14 protein-coding genes are annotated in these 20,151 nt (G+C 35.6%); 11 read left to right on the top strand and 3 right to left on the bottom strand.

Translation table 11 applies throughout. The features are described 5' to 3' along the window. Positions 1-138 precede the first annotated feature (138 nt). The 7 genes from ACNSN3_RS05090 to drt3b all read left to right on the top strand — a co-directional run bounded on the left by ACNSN3_RS05090 (position 139) and on the right by drt3b (position 10,365). The gene (locus ACNSN3_RS05090) at positions 139-1,230 is read left to right on the top strand and encodes a tyrosine-type recombinase/integrase (protein WP_418608683.1); all 1,092 of its coding nucleotides are present in this window, start codon (positions 139-141) and stop codon (positions 1,228-1,230) included. Between the two features lie 465 nt (positions 1,231-1,695). Beyond that, complete coding sequence (locus ACNSN3_RS05095) at positions 1,696-2,193, top strand: hypothetical protein (RefSeq protein ID WP_418608684.1); 498 nt, start codon at positions 1,696-1,698, stop codon at positions 2,191-2,193. Beyond that, the gene (locus ACNSN3_RS05100; RefSeq protein WP_418608685.1) at positions 2,190-3,590 is read left to right on the top strand and encodes a relaxase/mobilization nuclease domain-containing protein; all 1,401 of its coding nucleotides are present in this window, start codon (positions 2,190-2,192) and stop codon (positions 3,588-3,590) included. The genes ACNSN3_RS05095 and ACNSN3_RS05100 overlap by 4 nt, the downstream gene beginning before the upstream one ends. Before the next feature lie 213 nt (positions 3,591-3,803). Next, the gene (locus tag ACNSN3_RS05105) at positions 3,804-6,197 is read left to right on the top strand and encodes a hypothetical protein (protein WP_418608686.1); all 2,394 of its coding nucleotides are present in this window, start codon (positions 3,804-3,806) and stop codon (positions 6,195-6,197) included. Between the two features lie 203 nt (positions 6,198-6,400). After that, positions 6,401-6,763, top strand: coding sequence for a hypothetical protein (locus tag ACNSN3_RS05110; RefSeq protein ID WP_418608687.1), 363 nt, complete (start codon positions 6,401-6,403; stop codon positions 6,761-6,763). A gap of 208 nt (positions 6,764-6,971) precedes the next feature. Next, on the top strand, positions 6,972-8,321 hold the full coding sequence (drt3a, locus tag ACNSN3_RS05115; RefSeq protein ID WP_418608688.1) for an antiviral reverse transcriptase Drt3a: 1,350 nt from the start codon (positions 6,972-6,974) through the stop codon (positions 8,319-8,321). After that, positions 8,314-10,365, top strand: coding sequence for an antiviral reverse transcriptase Drt3b (drt3b, locus tag ACNSN3_RS05120; protein ID WP_418608689.1), 2,052 nt, complete (start codon positions 8,314-8,316; stop codon positions 10,363-10,365). Before drt3a ends, drt3b begins: the two co-directional genes overlap by 8 nt. A 744-nt stretch (positions 10,366-11,109) precedes the next feature. Here the strand turns inward: drt3b and ACNSN3_RS05125 are convergent. The 3 genes from ACNSN3_RS05125 to ACNSN3_RS05135 all read right to left on the bottom strand — a co-directional run bounded on the left by ACNSN3_RS05125 (position 11,110) and on the right by ACNSN3_RS05135 (position 14,075). Next, positions 11,110-12,759, bottom strand: coding sequence for a diguanylate cyclase domain-containing protein (locus tag ACNSN3_RS05125; RefSeq protein ID WP_418608690.1), 1,650 nt, complete (start codon positions 12,757-12,759; stop codon positions 11,110-11,112). A 281-nt stretch (positions 12,760-13,040) separates the two neighbouring features. Next, positions 13,041-13,430, bottom strand: a complete 390-nt coding sequence (locus ACNSN3_RS05130; RefSeq protein WP_010389569.1) for a DUF2750 domain-containing protein — start codon at positions 13,428-13,430, stop codon at positions 13,041-13,043. A gap of 66 nt (positions 13,431-13,496) precedes the next feature. Further along, positions 13,497-14,075 (bottom strand): TetR/AcrR family transcriptional regulator, encoded by a 579-nt coding sequence (locus tag ACNSN3_RS05135; protein ID WP_008109773.1) that lies wholly within the window; start codon positions 14,073-14,075, stop codon positions 13,497-13,499. Positions 14,076-14,232: 157 nt separating this feature from the next. Between ACNSN3_RS05135 and ACNSN3_RS05140 the strand changes: the two genes are divergently transcribed. The 4 genes from ACNSN3_RS05140 to ACNSN3_RS05155 all read left to right on the top strand — a co-directional run bounded on the left by ACNSN3_RS05140 (position 14,233) and on the right by ACNSN3_RS05155 (position 20,002). Then, on the top strand, positions 14,233-15,276 hold the full coding sequence (locus ACNSN3_RS05140) for an alkene reductase (RefSeq protein WP_075169405.1): 1,044 nt from the start codon (positions 14,233-14,235) through the stop codon (positions 15,274-15,276). A gap of 195 nt (positions 15,277-15,471) precedes the next feature. Then, positions 15,472-17,745, top strand: a complete 2,274-nt coding sequence (locus tag ACNSN3_RS05145; RefSeq protein ID WP_418608691.1) for a TonB-dependent receptor domain-containing protein — start codon at positions 15,472-15,474, stop codon at positions 17,743-17,745. Between the two features lie 68 nt (positions 17,746-17,813). Further along, on the top strand, positions 17,814-18,944 hold the full coding sequence (locus tag ACNSN3_RS05150; protein ID WP_418608692.1) for an alkaline phosphatase family protein: 1,131 nt from the start codon (positions 17,814-17,816) through the stop codon (positions 18,942-18,944). Beyond that, positions 18,941-20,002, top strand: coding sequence for an alkaline phosphatase D family protein (locus ACNSN3_RS05155; protein ID WP_418608693.1), 1,062 nt, complete (start codon positions 18,941-18,943; stop codon positions 20,000-20,002). Before ACNSN3_RS05150 ends, ACNSN3_RS05155 begins: the two co-directional genes overlap by 4 nt. The last annotated feature ends 149 nt before the right edge of the window (positions 20,003-20,151 follow it).

A 20,151-nucleotide genomic window follows, 5' to 3' on the forward strand; every position in this document is an offset into this window, starting at 1 on the left:
TATGGTGCTCATTGTGTATTAATAAAGTCATGTTAATCAATGCCTTATATTGATTTCGGGTTTGACAGTTAATATTAATTAGTTATATCTTTGCATCGCAGTCGCAATTCAGCGAGTGCTGAAAAAGGTATTAACAATATGAAAATCGAAATTTTTAAAATAGAGAATGAAACTAAATTAAGTGCAGTAATCGATCACGCTACAAAATTGAAATGTTCAGGTTTAGCAAATAGCACTCAAATAGGACATTTAAAAAAATCAAATCAGCTTAAAAGTTGGATTGGGCATTATGTTGCAGGAGAGTTTAAAGAAAACGAATGGTTACAATTCGAAGCTGAATTATTTGCAATGGGCTATGCGCCTAAAACTATTAAAAACTTTATGGAAATTATAATGCCGACTATTAGAGTTTTAATCAACGCTGGCTTCTTAAAGTCTAACCCGCTTGGAAAAAAAGCTCTTCATGTATCAGATGATAAGTTACCTAGTGTATTCACCGTTAATGATATTAGACGCCTCATTACGATTGATAACTCATTTAAAGCTGAAATCCTACTTGTTCAGTTTGCATTATTAACAGGATTACGTATCGGGGAGCTATTAGCATTAAATGAAGAAAGTTTTAACCGAGCCGATGGCCAATACCTAGTTGAGTTTACGCTTTCTATGGGGGAGTATAAGGTGACGAAAACTAAATCTTCAAGGAGGGTAATAGATTTATCTGACAATGCTATTTCTATTTTCGAACAATTAATCTTGCTAGCTAAAGCTCGTCCAATTTCAAATATTATTATTACTCAAAGAGATAATATTACTGTTAAAAGTTACAAAAGAACTATGTTGGCTTATAACTCAAAACGTAATGAAATATTCAGTCATGTTGATGACTTTAAAATAGATTTCTTTAAAACTCACTGTGAATCACGTGGAGTTACTTATTTACCGCCAAAAAATTTAAGGCATACTTTTGCAAGTCAACTTTTAACAAAGGGTATACCGCTAGCTTGGGTTGCTAAACAAATGGGGCACACAACAAAAGAAATGATTGAAAAGCACTATGGTGTTTGGATAAAAGAAGATGCAACAGAAACATACGACAAAGTTGAAGAGCATTTTAGTAAGTACTTTGAGCTTCCTAGTGTGAAAGCTGCAAACGATGATGTATTTGAAACCCAGCCAATTTCACTTTGGAAAAGATTACTTTTGACTTTCTGTAAAAAAGCAAGCTAGCAATTAGCTTATAGTAATTAAAGGCTCGAATAAGAATATGAATAATGCCTTTATTTACGAAACTACTAACTCATCAAAAATTAATTAAATTTATTTTTACCTTTCAGTTTATTACCATTCTTGCAAAACCAAAATCTTAAAATACAGTTTTTCCAAATACTTATAGAAATTAACCAAGGCTATATTTTAGGTTTAATGTATATAAAACAAATGGCCAATTAAATCAGTGGTTTAGGCTTGTTGACTGTGTGAGTTATTTGTGTTTTTATTAATATAGTCCTTGCAAAAGTAAGTTAAATTTTTGGTGCAGGGTAGGTCAAATAATCACTATTATCATAGTTGTTATTTTGACTGTATGTCTGCTCCCGCAGTACATAATAATATTAATCAGACGATTAATGGATAATGCTTAAATAATAAAATAACAGGAAAAAATAGCGGTCGTCATAGCATATAGGTAATGTTATGACTGAAAATCATACAAATACAGATGAACGCCGAGTTCATCGAATCACAACATATTTCTCAAAAAGAGAACTTTCTCTATTTCTCGAAGCTTTTAACGTATCAACGATTGATAATAGTAGTCAATTCATTCGTCATCAGCTAATGCGCTCAATCGACCCTAATGCAAAAATCGAGATCTCTGTTCCTGAAGTCAATAAAAATTTAGCAATTGAAATGACAGACTGCATATCAGCATTAAATCGTTTGGTATATTTTCTAGAGCAAGAGACTCTTACTGATGAAGTAAGATCAGATGAAACTAAATTTGACTCAATAAACAATGCCATAAAATACGTGAAAGAAGTCGACAAAGCCGCTTGGGTGCTAGCTAACTTCTTTAAAGGTAATATCCATAAAAAGCATGTAATGCAAAATATGGCTCTAATGACGTTTAATAGTGACGAGCTATTTGAGTTAGCGATCCTTTCCATGGACAAGGGAGGTAATGAAACATGATCGTTGAATTCGTAGAAACCAAAAAACAAGATGCAAGAGGAACTGCATCAACCCTTGCAAATTATATATGCAAGATAGAGGATGGCGGCTCTGGAAAAAGTTATGAAACAGTAAGATTTATTGGTGCTAGCTCATCTATGTGCGTTACAAGTCCATTTCATTCCACTAATTTTGACTCGGAAGTTAATGCACCCAAATACCAAGTTGATTGCAGTGCAATTATTGAAGAATTTGAGAAAGCAGAGAGTAAAAATCGAAGAGTTAAACATCCATACCTTCATATTGTAATTTCGTTACGTGAAAATGAAACGTTAACGTCATCACAATGGCATCAGTTGATAAAAGACTACGTAAAAAAAATGGGGTATACAGATCATCATTGGTTTGCATGTTCACATTCAAATACCATTAACCAACATGCACATATAATGCTTTGCTGCATTTCAAATACACCATCTTACAAAAAACTCAAGGATGGTCAAAATTATAAAAAATCAGCTTTAGTTCGACAAGAATTAGAAAAAAAGTACTCATTAGAGCACGATAATAATCCTTATACAGGAGACTTATGTAACAAAGTAAGTAACCCTGAAATTAAGACTAAAATTCAAGAAGTTAGAAGCATCATTGACGTAGTAATGACAAACCCAAAGAGTGAACAATTATCATTACCAGATTTTATAGACGCCTTAATAAATAAAGGTGTTGGCTGTCACGTACAATTACAAAAAGGAGAAGTTAAAGGGTTGAGCTTTAGTTTGGGTGAAGATTCGTTTAGGGCAAGTAAAATGGGCCTTGGATATAAATTTAAAGATTTGCAGAAAAAAGGACTTTTCTATAATAAAGATGCGCATTGGAAGTCTGTAGAAGAGTCGAATCAATTGGAACTTAAGATGACGGACTTAATTAGCAATGGCTTTAAAGCAGCTACTATGGAGTTAGGTGAGCCAAATCAACATTATGTTCTAATCCCTAGTCCGGAAGTAAAAAAGTATCCGTTAGACAAATCAAATCACAGTTATCAATTTTTTAAACTTTGGATTCCGGTTTCTACCCATGGAAAAACCAAACAACAAATTGAAAGTGAAATTATGCAAATGAAAATGATTCGACTACTGCTAAAAGTATATTTTCAGTGGTTATACTCTAGAAATAAATCTAAACAAGAACAAAACGGCGTCAGATTTAAAAACTCAAATTATGGAATATCAAAAGGTATAAATTTAAGCAGTGAGCAACTGGGAAATATAGTTAAAGTGCCCAATAATTTTAAAATGTTAAAATTACACGATTGCTTACTAATTTCTAAAAAAGAGTTTCTACGCTTAAAAAGCAAAGACAAAAGAAAAATATCAAAACCGCCATCGCAATTTGCGATGGATATATCTATGTTTTAGACGTTCTCTTTCTGTCCCAAACTTGCCGTATTTTATATATATAAATATGATGATTTTGGGACACATTCAATTGTTTCAATTCAAATTATTTTGAATATTATCATTTCATATTCGTGACCCGCCACTTTTATCAAAAGTATACTAGCCCTCTAATAGGTAAAGCGGTGGAAGGACAGATAAAATAAGCTCCTCATTAAATATTGGAGCAAATAAATGAATTTAAATAGACAAGTAATTAAATGTATTAATGATGAACGGGGCTATGTAAGAGCAGCAAATGATGATTATTGTTTCACTGATCATAAACAGCTTGAAAAGCGACTGAAATGTAAAAATGATGATTTAATATATTTGGCAGATTCAGTTAACTTAAAGCATGTTGTTAAGCTAGCTTTTAAACATCAATGTGTTCTTTATATAAATAAAAATACTAAATATGACTTTTCAAATAAGTATGACAGTAAGCAGTCGAAACTTGAGAATGCATTAATATTGCTTAGTTTAGCCGAAGAACCAATCTTATTGAATTGTGCGGTAGATATAGTCTCAGACATACTAAAGCACCATATTCCGTTTAAAATGTCTTTATGCGACGCTCAAAGGCGTTTAGAGCAAAATATTAATCCAAACTTAGATGTAAAAAAGGCTTTGTCTCAGTTTTCCAAAAAGTATCAAAGGCACCGTAAATATATTAAAAAGTACATTGAACCAGATGCTAATAATAATATTAAAGTTGTTAAGCTCAGTTATCAATTCGAGCTACTAGATTATCTGAAGTCGCATAAAGGCATATTTGTTCTTAAAAGCGGAATGGGCAGCGGTAAAAGTAAATATGGTGTCTCTGCTTATTTTGAATACTTGTGCCGGAACTCAGAATATAAACCAACAATACTTACTCCAGATATTGCCTTATCAAAACAGATCGTTGCAGAGCAAGACCCTAGGCATTATCAAAGTAAAAATTTACCAAAAAATATGACAAGTTTGTCTGGCTTAGTTTGTTGCGTTAACTCTGCAACGACCAACGATAAGTTTTTCGAGTACATAAAGGAATCATCGCAAGTAATATTCTTGGAAGAGTTTGAGGAAAGCACTTTAGCGTTAACACAACAGCTAATTAAAACAGGTAAGTTGAGTGAACGCGGAGAGGCGATGGCACGCTTTTTTGAATTGTTAAATAAAGACAAGGTCATAATCGCAGATGCATTGTTTAGCGACTTAAGTGCTAAGCAGGTTATCGAAGAAACAAATAAAAACATCACAATTATTGAAAATACTGATCCAGTTCTTACTCCAAAAAGATCCGTAACAGTCATGAGCCGGAATGTTCATTTTAAACAATTGATAAATAATATTGATGAAGGCTCTACAGAAATAACGTTTTCAGATCAAGGCCAAAAATACTCAAGTAAGTTTTTCCAAAGCCGCGACATTGTGAAAACTAATGCTGAAAAAAAGCGGAATTCTGAAGTTAGAACACTAATTATAAATAGTGCGTTTCTTAAGAGTAAAGAAGGTCAGGTGCTAATAAATGATTTTGAAAATAGGATTAACGAGTACGACTATATTCAAATTTCACCTTCGCTGACATCGGGCTTAAATTTTGATTTTAAAGAAATAACTAGAGTTAATTTATTGGCAGCGAAAACCATACTACCCACCCAATTAATTCAGTCTAGTGGGAGGTTTCGGAGGGTTTTCGAAATACTTTTATCATTTTCACAGTCTCAAGGTATTTATCACCGTGACGCTGAAGCTATCAAATTCCAAGAGCTTATCGAAACTGTCAATGAAGACGAATACAGTGACGAAGTTTCAGTAATCAACAATAATCCAGATGTTGAAAGGGTAATATCACGAATACAGCACAATAATTTCATGAGATATCATTATGAAAATAATTCATTAATTATGCTTGAACATCTCGGTGTAGAGGTTAAATACGACAGCCAAACTAAATTAGTAGAAAAGTATCAAACAAACGTGACCGTAGATAAGTTAATGACGGTTAAAACCCTCCAAGCAAATGAGTATTCCCATTTAAAACACCAGTGGGAGGGATTGGACGAAGGGCAACGTAACCAGTTAAGAAAGTATGAAACTCTTACTTATTTTAATGTTTTAAATTGTGAGGGTTTATACCGAAGGGTATTAGAGTTCGATAAATTTTCAACGGGAAGATTTAAGCTAAATAATATTTATCTATGTAGAACAAATAAATCAGAGAAAAAACTAACGGCGTTGCAACGTATTAAACAAAAAGTATTCCGAAAAATATTGGATATATTAAAAATAGATATACATACATTTTCAGGACAATATTACAAATCTGAAATATTAGAGCTAGAAAAATTTATAGCACACGGCACTATAGAATTAGATAATTCTGTTATCGACATTCAAAGTATCGATAAATCAATATTTAAATTTAAGAGTGCAACCTATGAAAAAAAAGGATCTTTAGTTAGTGATATACTTAAAAATAATTTTGGGCTAGAACAAATTTCTAACAGGTCCAGAATTCAAGGCAAAAGAGTGTGGAGATATGAAATATGTCCATTAAGTATTAAGAATATTGAAGAGCTATATCTACTTGTGTATAGATAAAGGCAAGACTATAGAAGCTATATTTGCGATAGCAAATTGGAATATTTATCCGACTTAGAGATGCATGATCGTTAGGAGTTTGTGGGGTGTTATTGATGCCCCAAAACTTTACAATAATTTAAGGTCAACAGTCGATTGCAAAGGCCACTTAGGCCTTTAATCAAGAGTTTATTTTAGCAGCTAGCTATCAAAGGAATTGTAAAATGAAAAAACTAAGTATTATCTTTCTCGCATTAATTGCTACTCCTTGCGGTCATGCCGGCACGTTGAATTGGTATCGTGTAAATTGTATTGAAGATTCAAGTAAAGTGGGTGTTTGTAATGCCGTTGTCAGCTCCACTATTTCTGGAATTATTTCTGGTTATGCAGTCGCTGATAAAAAACCATTTTTTTGTGAGAATAGGTATTTTGCATCAGAGTATCTTCACACCGCGAATAGATTCAAACCTTACGCAAAAAATTTAACAGAAAATACTTATACAATTAAGCAGCAAAAAAGCATTCTTTTATCTGATTTTATAGTCGAGTATCTGAAATCTGATCTGCCATTAGAGGAATGTCTCTAAAGTTTAGATTCACAAGAACAGAACACATTATAACTATTTGCTCTACTATAAATATTTTTTATGTAATGCCATAAATCTGGGCATCTGTTTTATTTGGTTAAATTTTTTATAGGAAACAGATCCTATTAATAAATTTTAAAACCAGTTATATTTCCTGCTGTTTATGAACAAAATCACTTTTGGGTATCTATTAAGTAAGGGATTGCTTGTGTTTGATCAGTCTTTGTCAGTAAAGAATTTTAAATATATATATTATGTTGATAGGAAAAATAAAGGTAACTTGGAAAAAGATTACTTTTATAGAGCATATGAGCTTCGACAGAAAATTCATTTCTTAAAAAAGCTTGCAAAGATGCTTGCCTTCCGGTTCAAGCAAAAAAAAATTCCAAAGGTATATTTTGAACTTAAAAAGGAAAGAATAAACAAGCTTATAGGGCTTAGAAAAGAGTTATTAGATAATGAGATTAGCAATCAGTTGGGTGTAATAGTTAAAACAGTGAGTGCCAAAGGATACTCACTACCATTAATAAAATCAGCAACACAAGTTCGCGGTAAAGATGTGTACTCTATAGGAAAAGACATAGAAACAATATTAGTCTCAAGACACATCCAGCTCGTTTTAAGTTCTCTTTATAAAGTAAAGGTGAATAATAGAGACCTTATTATTAGTAGGTTGAGTACTCTTTCGAAGGATTCTAGTCCTAAATATATAATTCGCGCAGATGTTGAAAACTTTTATGAATCTGTAGATCACAAGAGTTTGTTAGATATTTTACATTCTTCACCTAAGCTTTCTGCGACTCCCCGAAGGATATTAACCCAGCTCATCAGATCTTATGCGAATTTAACTGGTTTACATATAGGTTTACCCAGAGGGGTTGGTATTAGTGCTTATCTTTCAGAAGTGTATATGGAGAATATAGATTATGAAATATATAATCTTGTAGATGTAACCTATTACGAGCGATACGTAGATGATCTTATAGTTATTTTTTCTCCAACAAAAGCTGAGCATACCTCATCTTATTTACCGCAAATAAAAGAGATAATTAATAGCCGAAAACTGATCTTAAACCATAAAACCGAAGAGTTAGACTTATTCACTAGAACCAGTCAGAACTTTGATTATCTCGGGTATCATTTTAATATTAATAATGGCAATTGCGTAATTAAGTTAAGTCAAAATAAAAAAGATAAAATTAAAAAAAGACTGATAAAGTCATTTGATGATTTTGATAAGGATTACTCTAAGATTCCTAGAAAAGCATGTAAGAATTTACTCATAAGAATTCGGTTTCTTACTGGTAATACTCGCTTGCTAAATAGCAAATCTAATGCTTTTGTAGGCGTTTATTTTAGTAATAAGTTTATTACTAATTCCTCAGATTTACTTGCCTTAGATCGTTTACTGACGCACAAACTATCAACATTAAAAGATAAAAAACTAAGAACACGTCTTAGTAAAATGTCTTTTTTAGAAGGGTTTGAGAAACGAATATTTAGAAAGTTCAATATAGAGGATTTAAGTTTAGTATCTAAGGGATGGAAAAATGGCTAAGAAAGCACTGTCTATAAATTTTCCAATTGAGAGAGCTGTATTGTCAGACTTTTCTCCATTTGAAGTACCAATTACGTTTTCAAACAGGCATTTTTATAATTTTTTACTTGAACATAATATCAAACATGATGGAACAAATTTTTTTTGGCGAGAAGGAGAGGAAGCTCTAGATAAGCTAATTTTAATTCTCCTTGGTCTTGAGCAGACAACCCAATTAACTAAGTATGAAAATAATGGAGAAAGATATGTTAAAACAAATATAGGTTTTGGTAACTTACCATCCATCTGTTTTACATTTCCAATATCTCATAAGCATAATGAGTTTAGGTTTTTATCTGTTATCCATCCCAAAGGGCAGATCATTGCTGTCGATTTTTATGATAGATATAAAGACCTTATTACATACTACTCAGGCTTAAGCCCTCTTAGTTTGAGAGCAGCAAAGAGGGTAGCTGGTTGTACTTATATCGATTCTAAATCCTTGCTGGAAAGTTTTGATAAAGATGATGCACAGATCGAGGTTGAGGGACAAAATTACGAAAATTTAAGATCGTTTTTTGTTTATAAAAAGTATAGAAATATTTTTGAATTCTACGAATCACCAGATCATCATTGGTGCGAAAAGCATTTTAATTTTCTTTCTAAGTTAGATGTCACCCAGTGTTTTGACTCAATTTATACACATTCTATGGCGTGGGCAATATATCAAAAAAGCTACGCTAAAAAACATTTAAATAGTACAAAGGACACTTTTGCATATAGATTCGACCAGTTAATGCAGAGAATTAATTATAATGAGACGAATGGAATAATAATAGGTCCAGAACTTTCAAGAATATTTGCTGAGATAATTATGCAAGCTATTGATATAGAGTTAGTTGATGAACTTAAATCTGAAAAAAATAGCTTATTTCTTGGAAAAGATTATCAGATATACAGATATGTGGATGATTACTTTATTTTTTATAATGAAAAGGCTGTTTTTAACAAGATTAGGGATATTATCCAGATTAAGTTAAAAAGCTTCAAACTATCTCTAAATAAGCATAAAGAAGAAACATATTCCCGACCAATAATAACTCCTATAACAATCGCTAAAAAAAGGATTGCTAACCTCATTTCTGAAAAGCTAGAGTATAAAATTGAAGTTAAGGATTGTAGAAATGAAGACGATATCAAAGAAGGAAATATTTATATAAATCAAAGTAGTTTAACTACTGAGTTTAAATCAATTTTGGCTGATTCAGGTGTTACATATTCCGATATATTAAATTACTCGCTTGCTATTATTGAAAGAAAAACAAAGAAAATACTTTTAGATTACAAAGTTATCGTTAAAAAAGAATCAACTTCTAGTAATTTGATTAACGCATTAGTCTCTATAATTAACTTTACATATTTCATATATTCAGTTGCCCCAAAAGTAAATAGCACGATAAAGTTGTGTAGAATAATTCAACAGATAATCCTCTTCATAAAAGATCAAGAGCTTGGAATCGAATTCCAGCATATAGTTTTTAAAACTATTTTTGATAATACTTGCTCTATTTTAAATAAGAACTCTGTAAATAAATTTACGCCAATTGAAACGCTTTACTTATTAGTATTACTAAGACAGTTAGGGAAGTATTACTGGCTTGATGAGGTTACTCTAACGAAATATTTTAATATAGTTAAAGAAAACCATACCTTAAAGTTTGAAGGCGAATTAAATTATTTTTCTATAACGACTTTATTGTTTTATATTTGTGATAAAAAACGTTTTCAAAACATTAAAGATTGTTTAATGTTCTATATCGAAGAGCTTTATTTGGATAGGTTTGATACGTTAGTATCAGATTCTGAAATGGTTCATTTGACTTTAGATTTAATAGCCTGCCCATTCATTGATATTAAATTTAAAGAGCTTATTTTATCCAAGTATGGAATACCTGCTTCGTACACTAAGAAAATTATAAATGTTAATGAATTTTGGTTTACTAAATGGAAAGACTTTAATTTCGCCAAGGAACTAGACTCTAAGTTAAGTAAAGAAGTATACTAAAAATGCACGCATTAGGTAACCTTAATGGCTGTTGGCAGCCGCACACACCAGCGTCAAGGGGTATTCTTGTCCTATGCATGGAGGGAGTATCTGGTGAAATCTACCTAAGTTTTACCGTTTTGGCACCTTCTTACAAAATAGCCATAAGGCTCATTAGTGGGAAGGTGCTCGAATTACTTCAAATGACCTCCGATAGCAGAGACTTAGTCTAAAAATTTGTTCTCTATATAAAGAATGTGAATTCCAGTAGGTTATTGTTTCGTTGTAAGTAACCTTCACATAGTTTATATGAAATAACGCTCTTATAATCAGTCCCCAATTTAATTATCACACTAAAAGCTTCAAACTAGTAAAAATCCGATGTTAATAATCATAAGACATTCAATATATGTACAATTATGCAGTTATTCTTTTAATTGAGATTATTTGTTAGATAAAAACAGTAAATAAATAGCGAGGGATTGGCTTATTCTTGACCCTCAGTGCTTTATAATATTAAGCTTTATATTTACAGTTACCAAAAGTTTGTGTAATTTTGGACGTTAATGAGTTGCACAACTCAGTGGTGCAATTTTAACTTTAATATTGAGTAGAATACATTAGGTTTTTTTTGTATTTAAATTTCAATGAGTTAACTTTTAATTGGTGTGTGTGTTTTTATTTTAGAGGGTTCGAATCCCTCTCTCTCCACCATTATTCTATATTAGGACGCTCAGGACGTCCTTTTTTGTGCCTGTAATAAAGTTAAGCGTGTTGGCTTTGTACTTGGCGTTTGTTTTTACGCTGATGTTTTAATGTATACATTCGTTGGTCGGCTAAAGTTAAGCAGGCTTTGTAGTCATTACATTCCTCACTACTTGCTAAGCCATAGCTCACGCCTGATAACGGCCAATGTTTTTGAACTTGTTGATGAATATAGTTTAATGACTCGTTTATGCTCAGGATGAGTTGGGCGAGCTGTTGTGCTGATTTGACGTTACACACACAAATAAACTCATCACCGCCGGTTCTGCATACCTCGCCTTTGTCGGCTAACGCATTTTGTATTAACCGCGTAACCTCAATGAGTAGCTTGTCACCGTGAGCATGACCTAGGTGATCGTTAACGCTTTTAATATTGTCGCAATCTATAAACACAATGAGATAAAAATTATCTAAGTTATCGAGCTTTTCTTGTAATTGCAGCCGGTTTCCTACTTTGGTGAGTGGGTCTATGCGTGATAGCTCTAGCGCTTTTATAAAATTATTTTGCTTTATTTTTAGCCATTCGGATAAAGAAAGTAAAATACAGATACAATCAATGGCCAGAGCAATAAGTACCCATAATTCAGGTGAACTTATTTCTATTAAATTTAGGTGCGATAAAATAAAAATAACTAAGGACAAGCTATAAACAAGGTTGCCAGTTAAAAAATATTTCGCTCTAAAGTCTTTCATCCCCAGCATTGTAAAGCCCAGTTTTAAGCTTAAATACACCCAAATGGCAGCAAGGAAATGAGCTAAATAAAACACCCAATGAAAGGGTAAAAAGAGGTTTAAAAAACCACAGGCAAGTGCGGTTATGGAGAAGTATTTTAAAAATCGGCTAATACCAGTGCGGGTATGTTGGTCAAAGTTAAATAAGTAATATGCAAATGAGCTGGCACAAGCAATAGCGAAGGCAAAAATATACATGCCAAAGTAATGGGTGTTAATTGCGTGGTAATTAAAAAGTAACGCAACTATCCCCGCCGCGAATGCCCAGCCAATGCCGTGTAACCCTATATAACCTGCACAAAATAACGCCACGCGATGTTGTGTTTTAAAGAACATTATTAAGGCCATGCAGGCCAAGGTCAGCATTATCGTAATAGACACTAAGCTTAATGAATTGATATAAAACTGAAGTTTAACAAAAGCAGATTGAGGTATAACGTTAATGCTAACAGGTTTAGCAAAGTGCTTAGCATTAATATAAAGCCATAAAACACCGTGTGAATTAGCTTCTAGCTGTAATTCAAAAGCTTGGCTGTGCATTACAATGGCTGATTGAGTGACGCTATTTTGTGAAAAATCAGCGATTTTTCTGATCCCACTAGTATCTTGATAAAAAGCAACGCCACTATCTAAATAATTAATTTGGGGGATTATATACCAGCGTCCTGCGCTCGTTGTGGTTAAACTAATTTTTGCTATTGCACTGCCATGGGCACTATACAGCGAAGTGACGGGAGTACTTACATTGTGATAGGCATTAACGAGTTGCTCACCTTGGGTTGGTTTAGCTAAATCTACTTGATGCCACATAGCAGACTTTAGTTGTAAGCTGTCATTTTGATTTAATGCTACAGCAAAAGCATTAAAACTAATGGTTTGAAATAGTAAACAACATATAAAATTGAAAGTGTACCGCATGTAATACCTAAGTTAGTGACCGGTAAAAATTGTACTGCATTTTTAACAGAATAATTATAGTTATGACCGCTTTAGCGTATTTTTGCTTTTTAGTTACTAACTTTAATCACTAAACGGTGAGCTGTTATTATAAAAATATAGTTAATGATTAATTAAAGGGTTAATAATTTATTTAGTTTGGCTATTGTATGACTGCTTTTAGTGATGGTTTATATTTGAAGGATTGCTAACAACAAGAAGGTAATTAAAAAGCCATTTGTCAAAATGGCTTTATGGGCAGTTTAATATTTTTTTGGTTTAGCATTGAGCTGCGCTTGAAATTCATCAGGAAATAAAATTGTGCCGTCGTCTTCTTCGGTAGGGAACACGGCAACTAGTAAGTCGTCTTCTTCAAGGCCTGGCGTCCAGCGGCTAAACCAATCTGCTGTTGGAATTGCTTTAGGTGTACATCCTTCCCATTCACCGGTTGCCCATGCTTGTGCAAAATCACGGGTTGGCCATACGGGTACGCAATCGTCGTCTTCGTTAGTGAGCATTACGCAGCCGTCGTCATCGTTTAAAATCCACACTTGCTTAAACTGTTGCACAGTTTCGTACATGTATGCGAGTCGTTTTTTTGCGCCAAGGCCTAAAATTACGTCGTCTTGCTTTGATAAATTGTCAGTGGTCATTTTTGGCTCTCTCTCACTGTGGGGGGAATACAAAAGGCAGCGACATACTGCGCTTTAAAATTAAGTTTAGCTAATGGCTGCAAGCAGCTCGTCGGCTAGTTGGTTTAGTGCGTCGGGGTCTTGATTTGTTAATGCATAAGTGCGCAATCCATAAATACCCATAACACAAAATCGTGCTAGCTCTATGGCACTTCGTCCATTGGTAATTTCTTTGTTATCTATCGCTTTTTGTAATTGCTGCGCAAAGGCATGCTCGTACGCCGTTAAATTAGTACGTAATACGTGGCAAATTTGTGGATCGTTACCCTCTACCTCGCTAATGCTTTTTGTAAGCAAGCACACTTTAGTTGCTTCGCCGTCAATACATTCTTGCACAATGATATTAAGGTATTGTTTCAGCGTATCTAAAATACAATTACTGTGCTCAAACAGCGCTGTAAATTGTGTATTGCGATCGGTTTGGTATTGCTCCGTAGCGGCTAAAAAAATGCCTTTTTTATTACCAAATGCTCCATACAAAGAACCCGGATGTAAATGGGTTGCTTGAGTCAATTTTTGCATACTGGTTTTTGCATAGCCATGAAGCATAAACATGGCCATAGCTTGGCGTAGTACAAATTCTTTATCAAATTCTGCAGTTCTCATAATGACTCTTTTAGTGGATAGAGTAGTAATGAAGAAATTTATTTTTCTTAGGCCTAGGTGGCAGTTTACGCAATCTTAAACAAAGTTTCAAAATTATACTTGAATATTCATTCAAGTGACCTTATCTTGAATGTACATTCAACAAAGGATAAATATTATGTCGATTGACTTACTTTCACCTTTTAAATTAAATAACAGCATTGAACTGCAAAACCGCGTACTTATGGCACCATTGACCCGCTGTATGGCAGATGACAATTTAGTGCCCACACAAGCCATGGTTGATTACTACGCTCGTCGTGCTGATGTAGGCTTAATTATTAGTGAAGCCATTATTATCCGTGCTGATGCTCAAGGTTATCCAAATACACCTGGGCTTTTCACTAGTGAACAAATTCAAGGTTGGAAAAAAGTCACTGACGCAGTACATGCTAATGGCGGAAAAATGTTTGCACAACTATGGCATGTTGGCCGTGTAGCACACCCTCACTTTTTTGGTGGCGATGTACTAGCGCCATCGGCAATTGGGGTTGAAGGTTCAGTACCGCGTATGCGCGAACTCACTTATGTTACGCCAAAGCCTGTAACTACAGACGACATTAAAGGCTTAGTGGCTGACTACGCTAAGGCCGCAGAAAATGCGATGGAAGCGGGTTTTGACGGCGTAGAAATTCACGGTGCTAATGGTTATTTAATTGACCAATTTTTACATTATGCGGCAAATGAACGTGATGACGAGTACGGGCAAACACCAGAAAACATGTCTCGTTTTGCACTGGAAGTAACCGATGCAGTTATTGATGTTGTAGGCAATGAGCGTACCGCTATGCGTTTAACGCCAGGTGCTTATTTTAATATGAGCGAAGACAATCGCGATAAAGCAGTATTTGACTACTTATTACCAGAGCTTGAAAACCGCAAGTTAGCTTATTTACACGGCGGTATTTTTGACGACAGCATGCGTTTTGATTCACTAGAAGGTAAATCAACCTCTGAATTTTTACGAGCTGGTTATGCCAGTACCTTAGTGGGTGTAGGTAGTTATAGTTTTGAAACTGCCAAGGAAGCGGTTAACGACAATAAATTTGATTTAATTGCTATTGGTCGCCCGCTTATTGCTAACCCAGATTACATTAGCAAAATTAAAAACGGCGAAGAAGTCACAGCTTACAGTGATGACATGCTAGCTGAATTGAAATAGCAGCTAATTTAGTAAAAACGATAGGACACTCATGGACAACTGTGAGTGTCTTTTTTTATACATTTATTTGCCATAATATACTCATAATTGTTTAATCTTGCTGTCAATAAAGTTCCCCCTCGTTGTCATATTTAAAAAATAGACTATGCCCGCTTTCATAATTACCTTTTATAATTAGAATCAAACGGGACAACAATGTACGCTTTAAAAAATAAATCGATTTTGAGCATGGCTGTGGCCATGGCGGTATCAACTTCAGCTTATGCTAACGATAACGTGATAGAAGAAGTAACCGTTACTGCAAAACCAACCAGTTATGCAAACAACGTTATTGAACCTGCCATGCTTGAGCAACAAAGCTCGGTATCGAGTGTGTTATCAGTAATAGATAACTTACCTGGCATTAGCATAAACGAAGGCGACGCATTTGGCGGCGACGATTGGTCAACCACTATTACCATGCGTGGTTTTAGTATCGACTCAAACCAGCAGCAATTAGGTATGACGGTAGACGGTATTCCTAATGGCGGTTCTAATTATGGCGGTGGTGCTAAAGCGAATCGTTACCTAGATAGCGAAAATCTTGTCACCGTGGAAGTAGGTCAGGGCACTTCAGATATTAAATCAGCCTCGTTAGAGGCGCTAGGCGGTACTTTTAACTTTGTAAGTAAAGCGCCTAGCTTTGAAAAAAGCACCTCTTTTGCATATACCTCAGGCAGCCATGACGCAAGTCGCTATTACGTTAAACACGAAACTGGCACCATTTTTGATAATACTCAAGCGTATGTGAGTTATTCGCAAACCGATACTAGCCGTTGGATTGGCTCGGGCAGCAATGGCGGGAAAGATAACCAACATGCTGAAGCGAAATTTGTCACCACCCTTGATGAGTTAACTATAACAGGGCGTTTATCTTACGATGATGTAAGCGAGACGAATTATAATAGCGTGAGCTTGGCACAATTTGAACAAACTCCAGATTGGGATCAACTAACATGGAACTGGACAGGCGTTCCGCACTTTGACCAAATGTTTGCAGAAGGTTGGGGCACGCTGCGTGAAAACACTCTAGGGTATTTAAAGTTTGAATACGCGATTTCACCCACCTCATTGTTAACCATTAGCCCTTATTACCATAAAAACTCAGGCCGAGGTGATTGGATCCCTCCTTATTTAACGTCCCCTGTAGATGAAAATGGTAACCCAACCACGGAAGGTGGTACAAACGCAGGCTCTTATGGCTTTACAGATAGTAATGGCAACCCACTTGCTCCCAACGCAGGTTGCACGGCTAGCTTAAATTGGCCGTGGGAGTCAGGCCCTGATCTCAATCCTGCATGTTACGACGCTGATGCCACGCCTGTTATGTCTTATCGTCATACACATTATAATAAAGATCGTTTAGGGGTAACTGCTAATTATCAAGCAAGCATTGGCATGCACGATATTGAAGCCGGTTTTTGGTATGAGCAAAGCGACCGTGATGAGTCACGAGATTGGCATAAAGTTATAGATGCGCGTATTTATCATCACTTTGATAACACCCCTTATTGGACGCAATATAAAAACACCTTTGAGACCGATACGCTCAAATGGTACGCCCAAGACTCAATGGCATTTGGCGACTTAACCCTTAATCTAGGGGTTAAAAAGTACTTAGTAGACATAGAAAAGTATGACCATTATCAAAACGCCACCACAGCTAAAGTAAACAGTGATTCAGACCTTCTATTTAGTGGCGGTATTTTATATCAGTTAAACAGTAACACTGAGTTATTTACCAGCTACAGCGAAAACTTTGCCGCCATTAAAGATGGTGTGCTTGAACGCGACAGCTCTGACTTATCAGCTATTGAGCCAGAAACCGCAGAAAATATTGATTTAGGGGTGCGTTATGACAATAACGCACTTAAATTAACGGCAACGGCTTACTCAATTGAATTTGATAACCGTATTACCTTTATAGCGCCAGGCAGCGACACCGGTGGTATTGATTACACCATAGGTACTAACGGCTCGTACCTAAATGTGGGCGGTATTGAATCGAAAGGTTTAGAGCTATCAGCAAGTTATATGTTGAGCCCACAGTGGAATGTATATAGCTCATACACCAATAATAACTCTGAATATAAAGGCGATGCGCCAGGCTTTGAAGCAGGAAGCAAAGTAATTGATTCAGTAGATGATTTATTTGTGCTTTCAACCGATTATTACAGCGGTGATTTCCGCTTTGGTTTATCGGCTAAATACACTGGCGAGCGTGGCGATGTAGATAGCTATACCGTGGTTGATTTAAATGCAGGCTACGCAGCTGAAGTTAATGCTGGCCCCTTCAAAGCAATTGATATTGCTTTTGTGGTTTACAACATTACTGATGAAAGCTACCTAGCGGGCGGCACAGGTAATGGAAGCACTTACTTTATTGGCGCCCCACGCACAGCAGCGGTGACGTTAACGGCCACGTTTTAAAACGTAATAAACGTAATTAAGCCCATCATTGATGGGCTTTTTGCTATAAAAAGGTTGATGAGAACACAATGAAAAGCATGATAAAAATAACTGGCTTAAGTTTAATTTTATTGTTTAATAATATGGCATTGGCTGCACCGCAAAATGTGGTGTTGGTAACTTTAGATGGGGTTCGCTGGCAAGAAGTATTTAATGGTGCCGATAGCAAGCTGATTAATAATAAAGAATTTGTTAAGCAACCAGCACATTTAAAGAGCCAGTTCTGGCATGAAAACCCGCAACAGCGTCAACAATTGCTAATGCCATTTTTAACTCAAACTATCGCAAAGCAAGGCGTTATTATTGGCGATAGAGCTAAAGGCTCAACTATGTCGGTGAGTAATCCGTGGTATTTTTCATACCCTGGGTATAACGAAATTCTCACTGGCGAAGTGGATGAAAGTATCAACAGTAACGACAAGGTATTCAACCCAAATAAAACTATTTTAGAGCGTTTAAACGCCCAGCCTGAATTTAAAAACAGCACCGCGTTATTTGGTAGCTGGGATGTGTTTCCTTACATTGTAAATATTAAGCGTAGTCATGTGTATGTAAACGCAGGATTTATGCCTATTGCCGATGATTTATTTGCCGATGCGCCCCTGTTAAACGCATTACAAACAGAAATCCCCAGCCCATGGCACAATGTGCGGCTTGATAGTTTTACCTATCGATTTGCTAAAGCCTATATGCTGGCTAAAAAGCCAAGATTGTTGGTGATTAGCTTAGGAGAAACTGACGATTTTGCTCACGATGGCCATTACGATGCTTACTTAAAGTCGGCCAAACAAAGCGATGTATTTTTAAAAGATTTATGGCAAACCATTCAAAGCACAGCAGGTTATAAAAATAATACTACGTTAATTGTTACTACTGATCATGGCCGTGGAAGTAATGCCAGTGATTGGCAACATCACAGCTCTCGTCGAGCATTGCTTGAGCTTAACCTAGGTGCAGATGTGTTTCCTAACGGCATAGTAGGCTCTGAGCATATTTGGCTGGCAGCTATTGGTCCTGCAATTAAAAATAACGGCTTAATTAAAACTAAAAACGAGCTTAAACAAGCGCAAATTGCCGCCACCGTTTTAAAAGCACTTGGGCAAAACCCAAACAAGATTAACCCTAATATGGCACCGGCTATTAACGAGATTTTAAAATGAAACAGTTACTAAAAACCTTTAATCATTCAGCGCTGTTACTTGCTTTTGTTATTAGTGGTGGCGCAATGGCTGCGCCGTCTAAAATATTATTTGGTTCGTGTGGGCATCAAGATAAAGGCATCCCCATCTTTAATGCGATTAATAAAGAGCAGGGTGATTTATTTATATTTTTAGGCGATAACATTTATGGCGATACTAACGACATGGCCGTGCTTAAAAATAAATACCAACGATTAGGGGCAAAGCCAGGCTTTAAAGCACTTCGCGCACAAACACCAATAATAGCTATGTGGGATGATCACGATTATGGTCAAAATGACGCGGGGAAAGAGTATCCGCATAAAGAAGCATCGCGGCAAATCATGCTCGATTTTTGGCAAGAACCTGCTAATTCAAAACGCCGTACCCGCCCTGATGGTATTTATACCTCGTACATGTATGGCGAAGGCGAGCAAACCGTGCAGGTGATCATGCCAGATTTACGCTTTAATCGTGACACACTTAATTCTGTTAGCGAGATTGAGTATTACACCAAGCGTAAAGCAAATAACCAAGGCCCGTACAGTCCAACTGAAGTTAAAGGCGCATCAATGCTAGGGGAAGCACAGTGGCAATGGCTTGAAGCCGAGCTTAAAAAGCCAGCGGCAATAAAGCTAATAGCGTCAAGCTTGCAGTTACTGCCAGATTTTACCGGCTGGGAGTCGTGGGCAAATTTTCCTGAGGATCGAAACCGTTTATTTGCGCTAATTAAAAAACACCAAGTAAATGGTGTGATTATTATTAGTGGCGATACTCACTGGGGCGAGATTTCAAGGTATCAACATAACCTTGATTACCCGCTTATTGAAATGACCAGCTCAGGTCTGACAGAAAAGTGGAAAGACGTTAGCCCTAACCAGCATCGTGTGGGTAATTACACACATAATGTTAACTATGGTGATTTAAGCATAGACTGGCAACAAGTCGACCCTGCTATTTCATTAAAACTTAAAGGCATTGATGGCCAAGTTATTATGCAAAGTGATTTTAGTCTTTCAAGTATTAGCCCTTATAAATAGCATCACCATTTAAATAATAAACGCACTGCAGTTAAAGCTGTGCGTTTAAAAGTTCATCTATTGGCGGGCTAACTTGCTGATTTATTAACGCCAATGTCCCCTTAGCGCTACCGCTTAAATTGAAAATATCTTACACTGGCTTTATCTCA

Origin of the sequence: Pseudoalteromonas sp. US3C1004, from assembly GCF_048401065.1 — a bacterium.
Lineage (GTDB): Bacteria > Pseudomonadota > Gammaproteobacteria > Enterobacterales > Alteromonadaceae > Pseudoalteromonas > Pseudoalteromonas undina.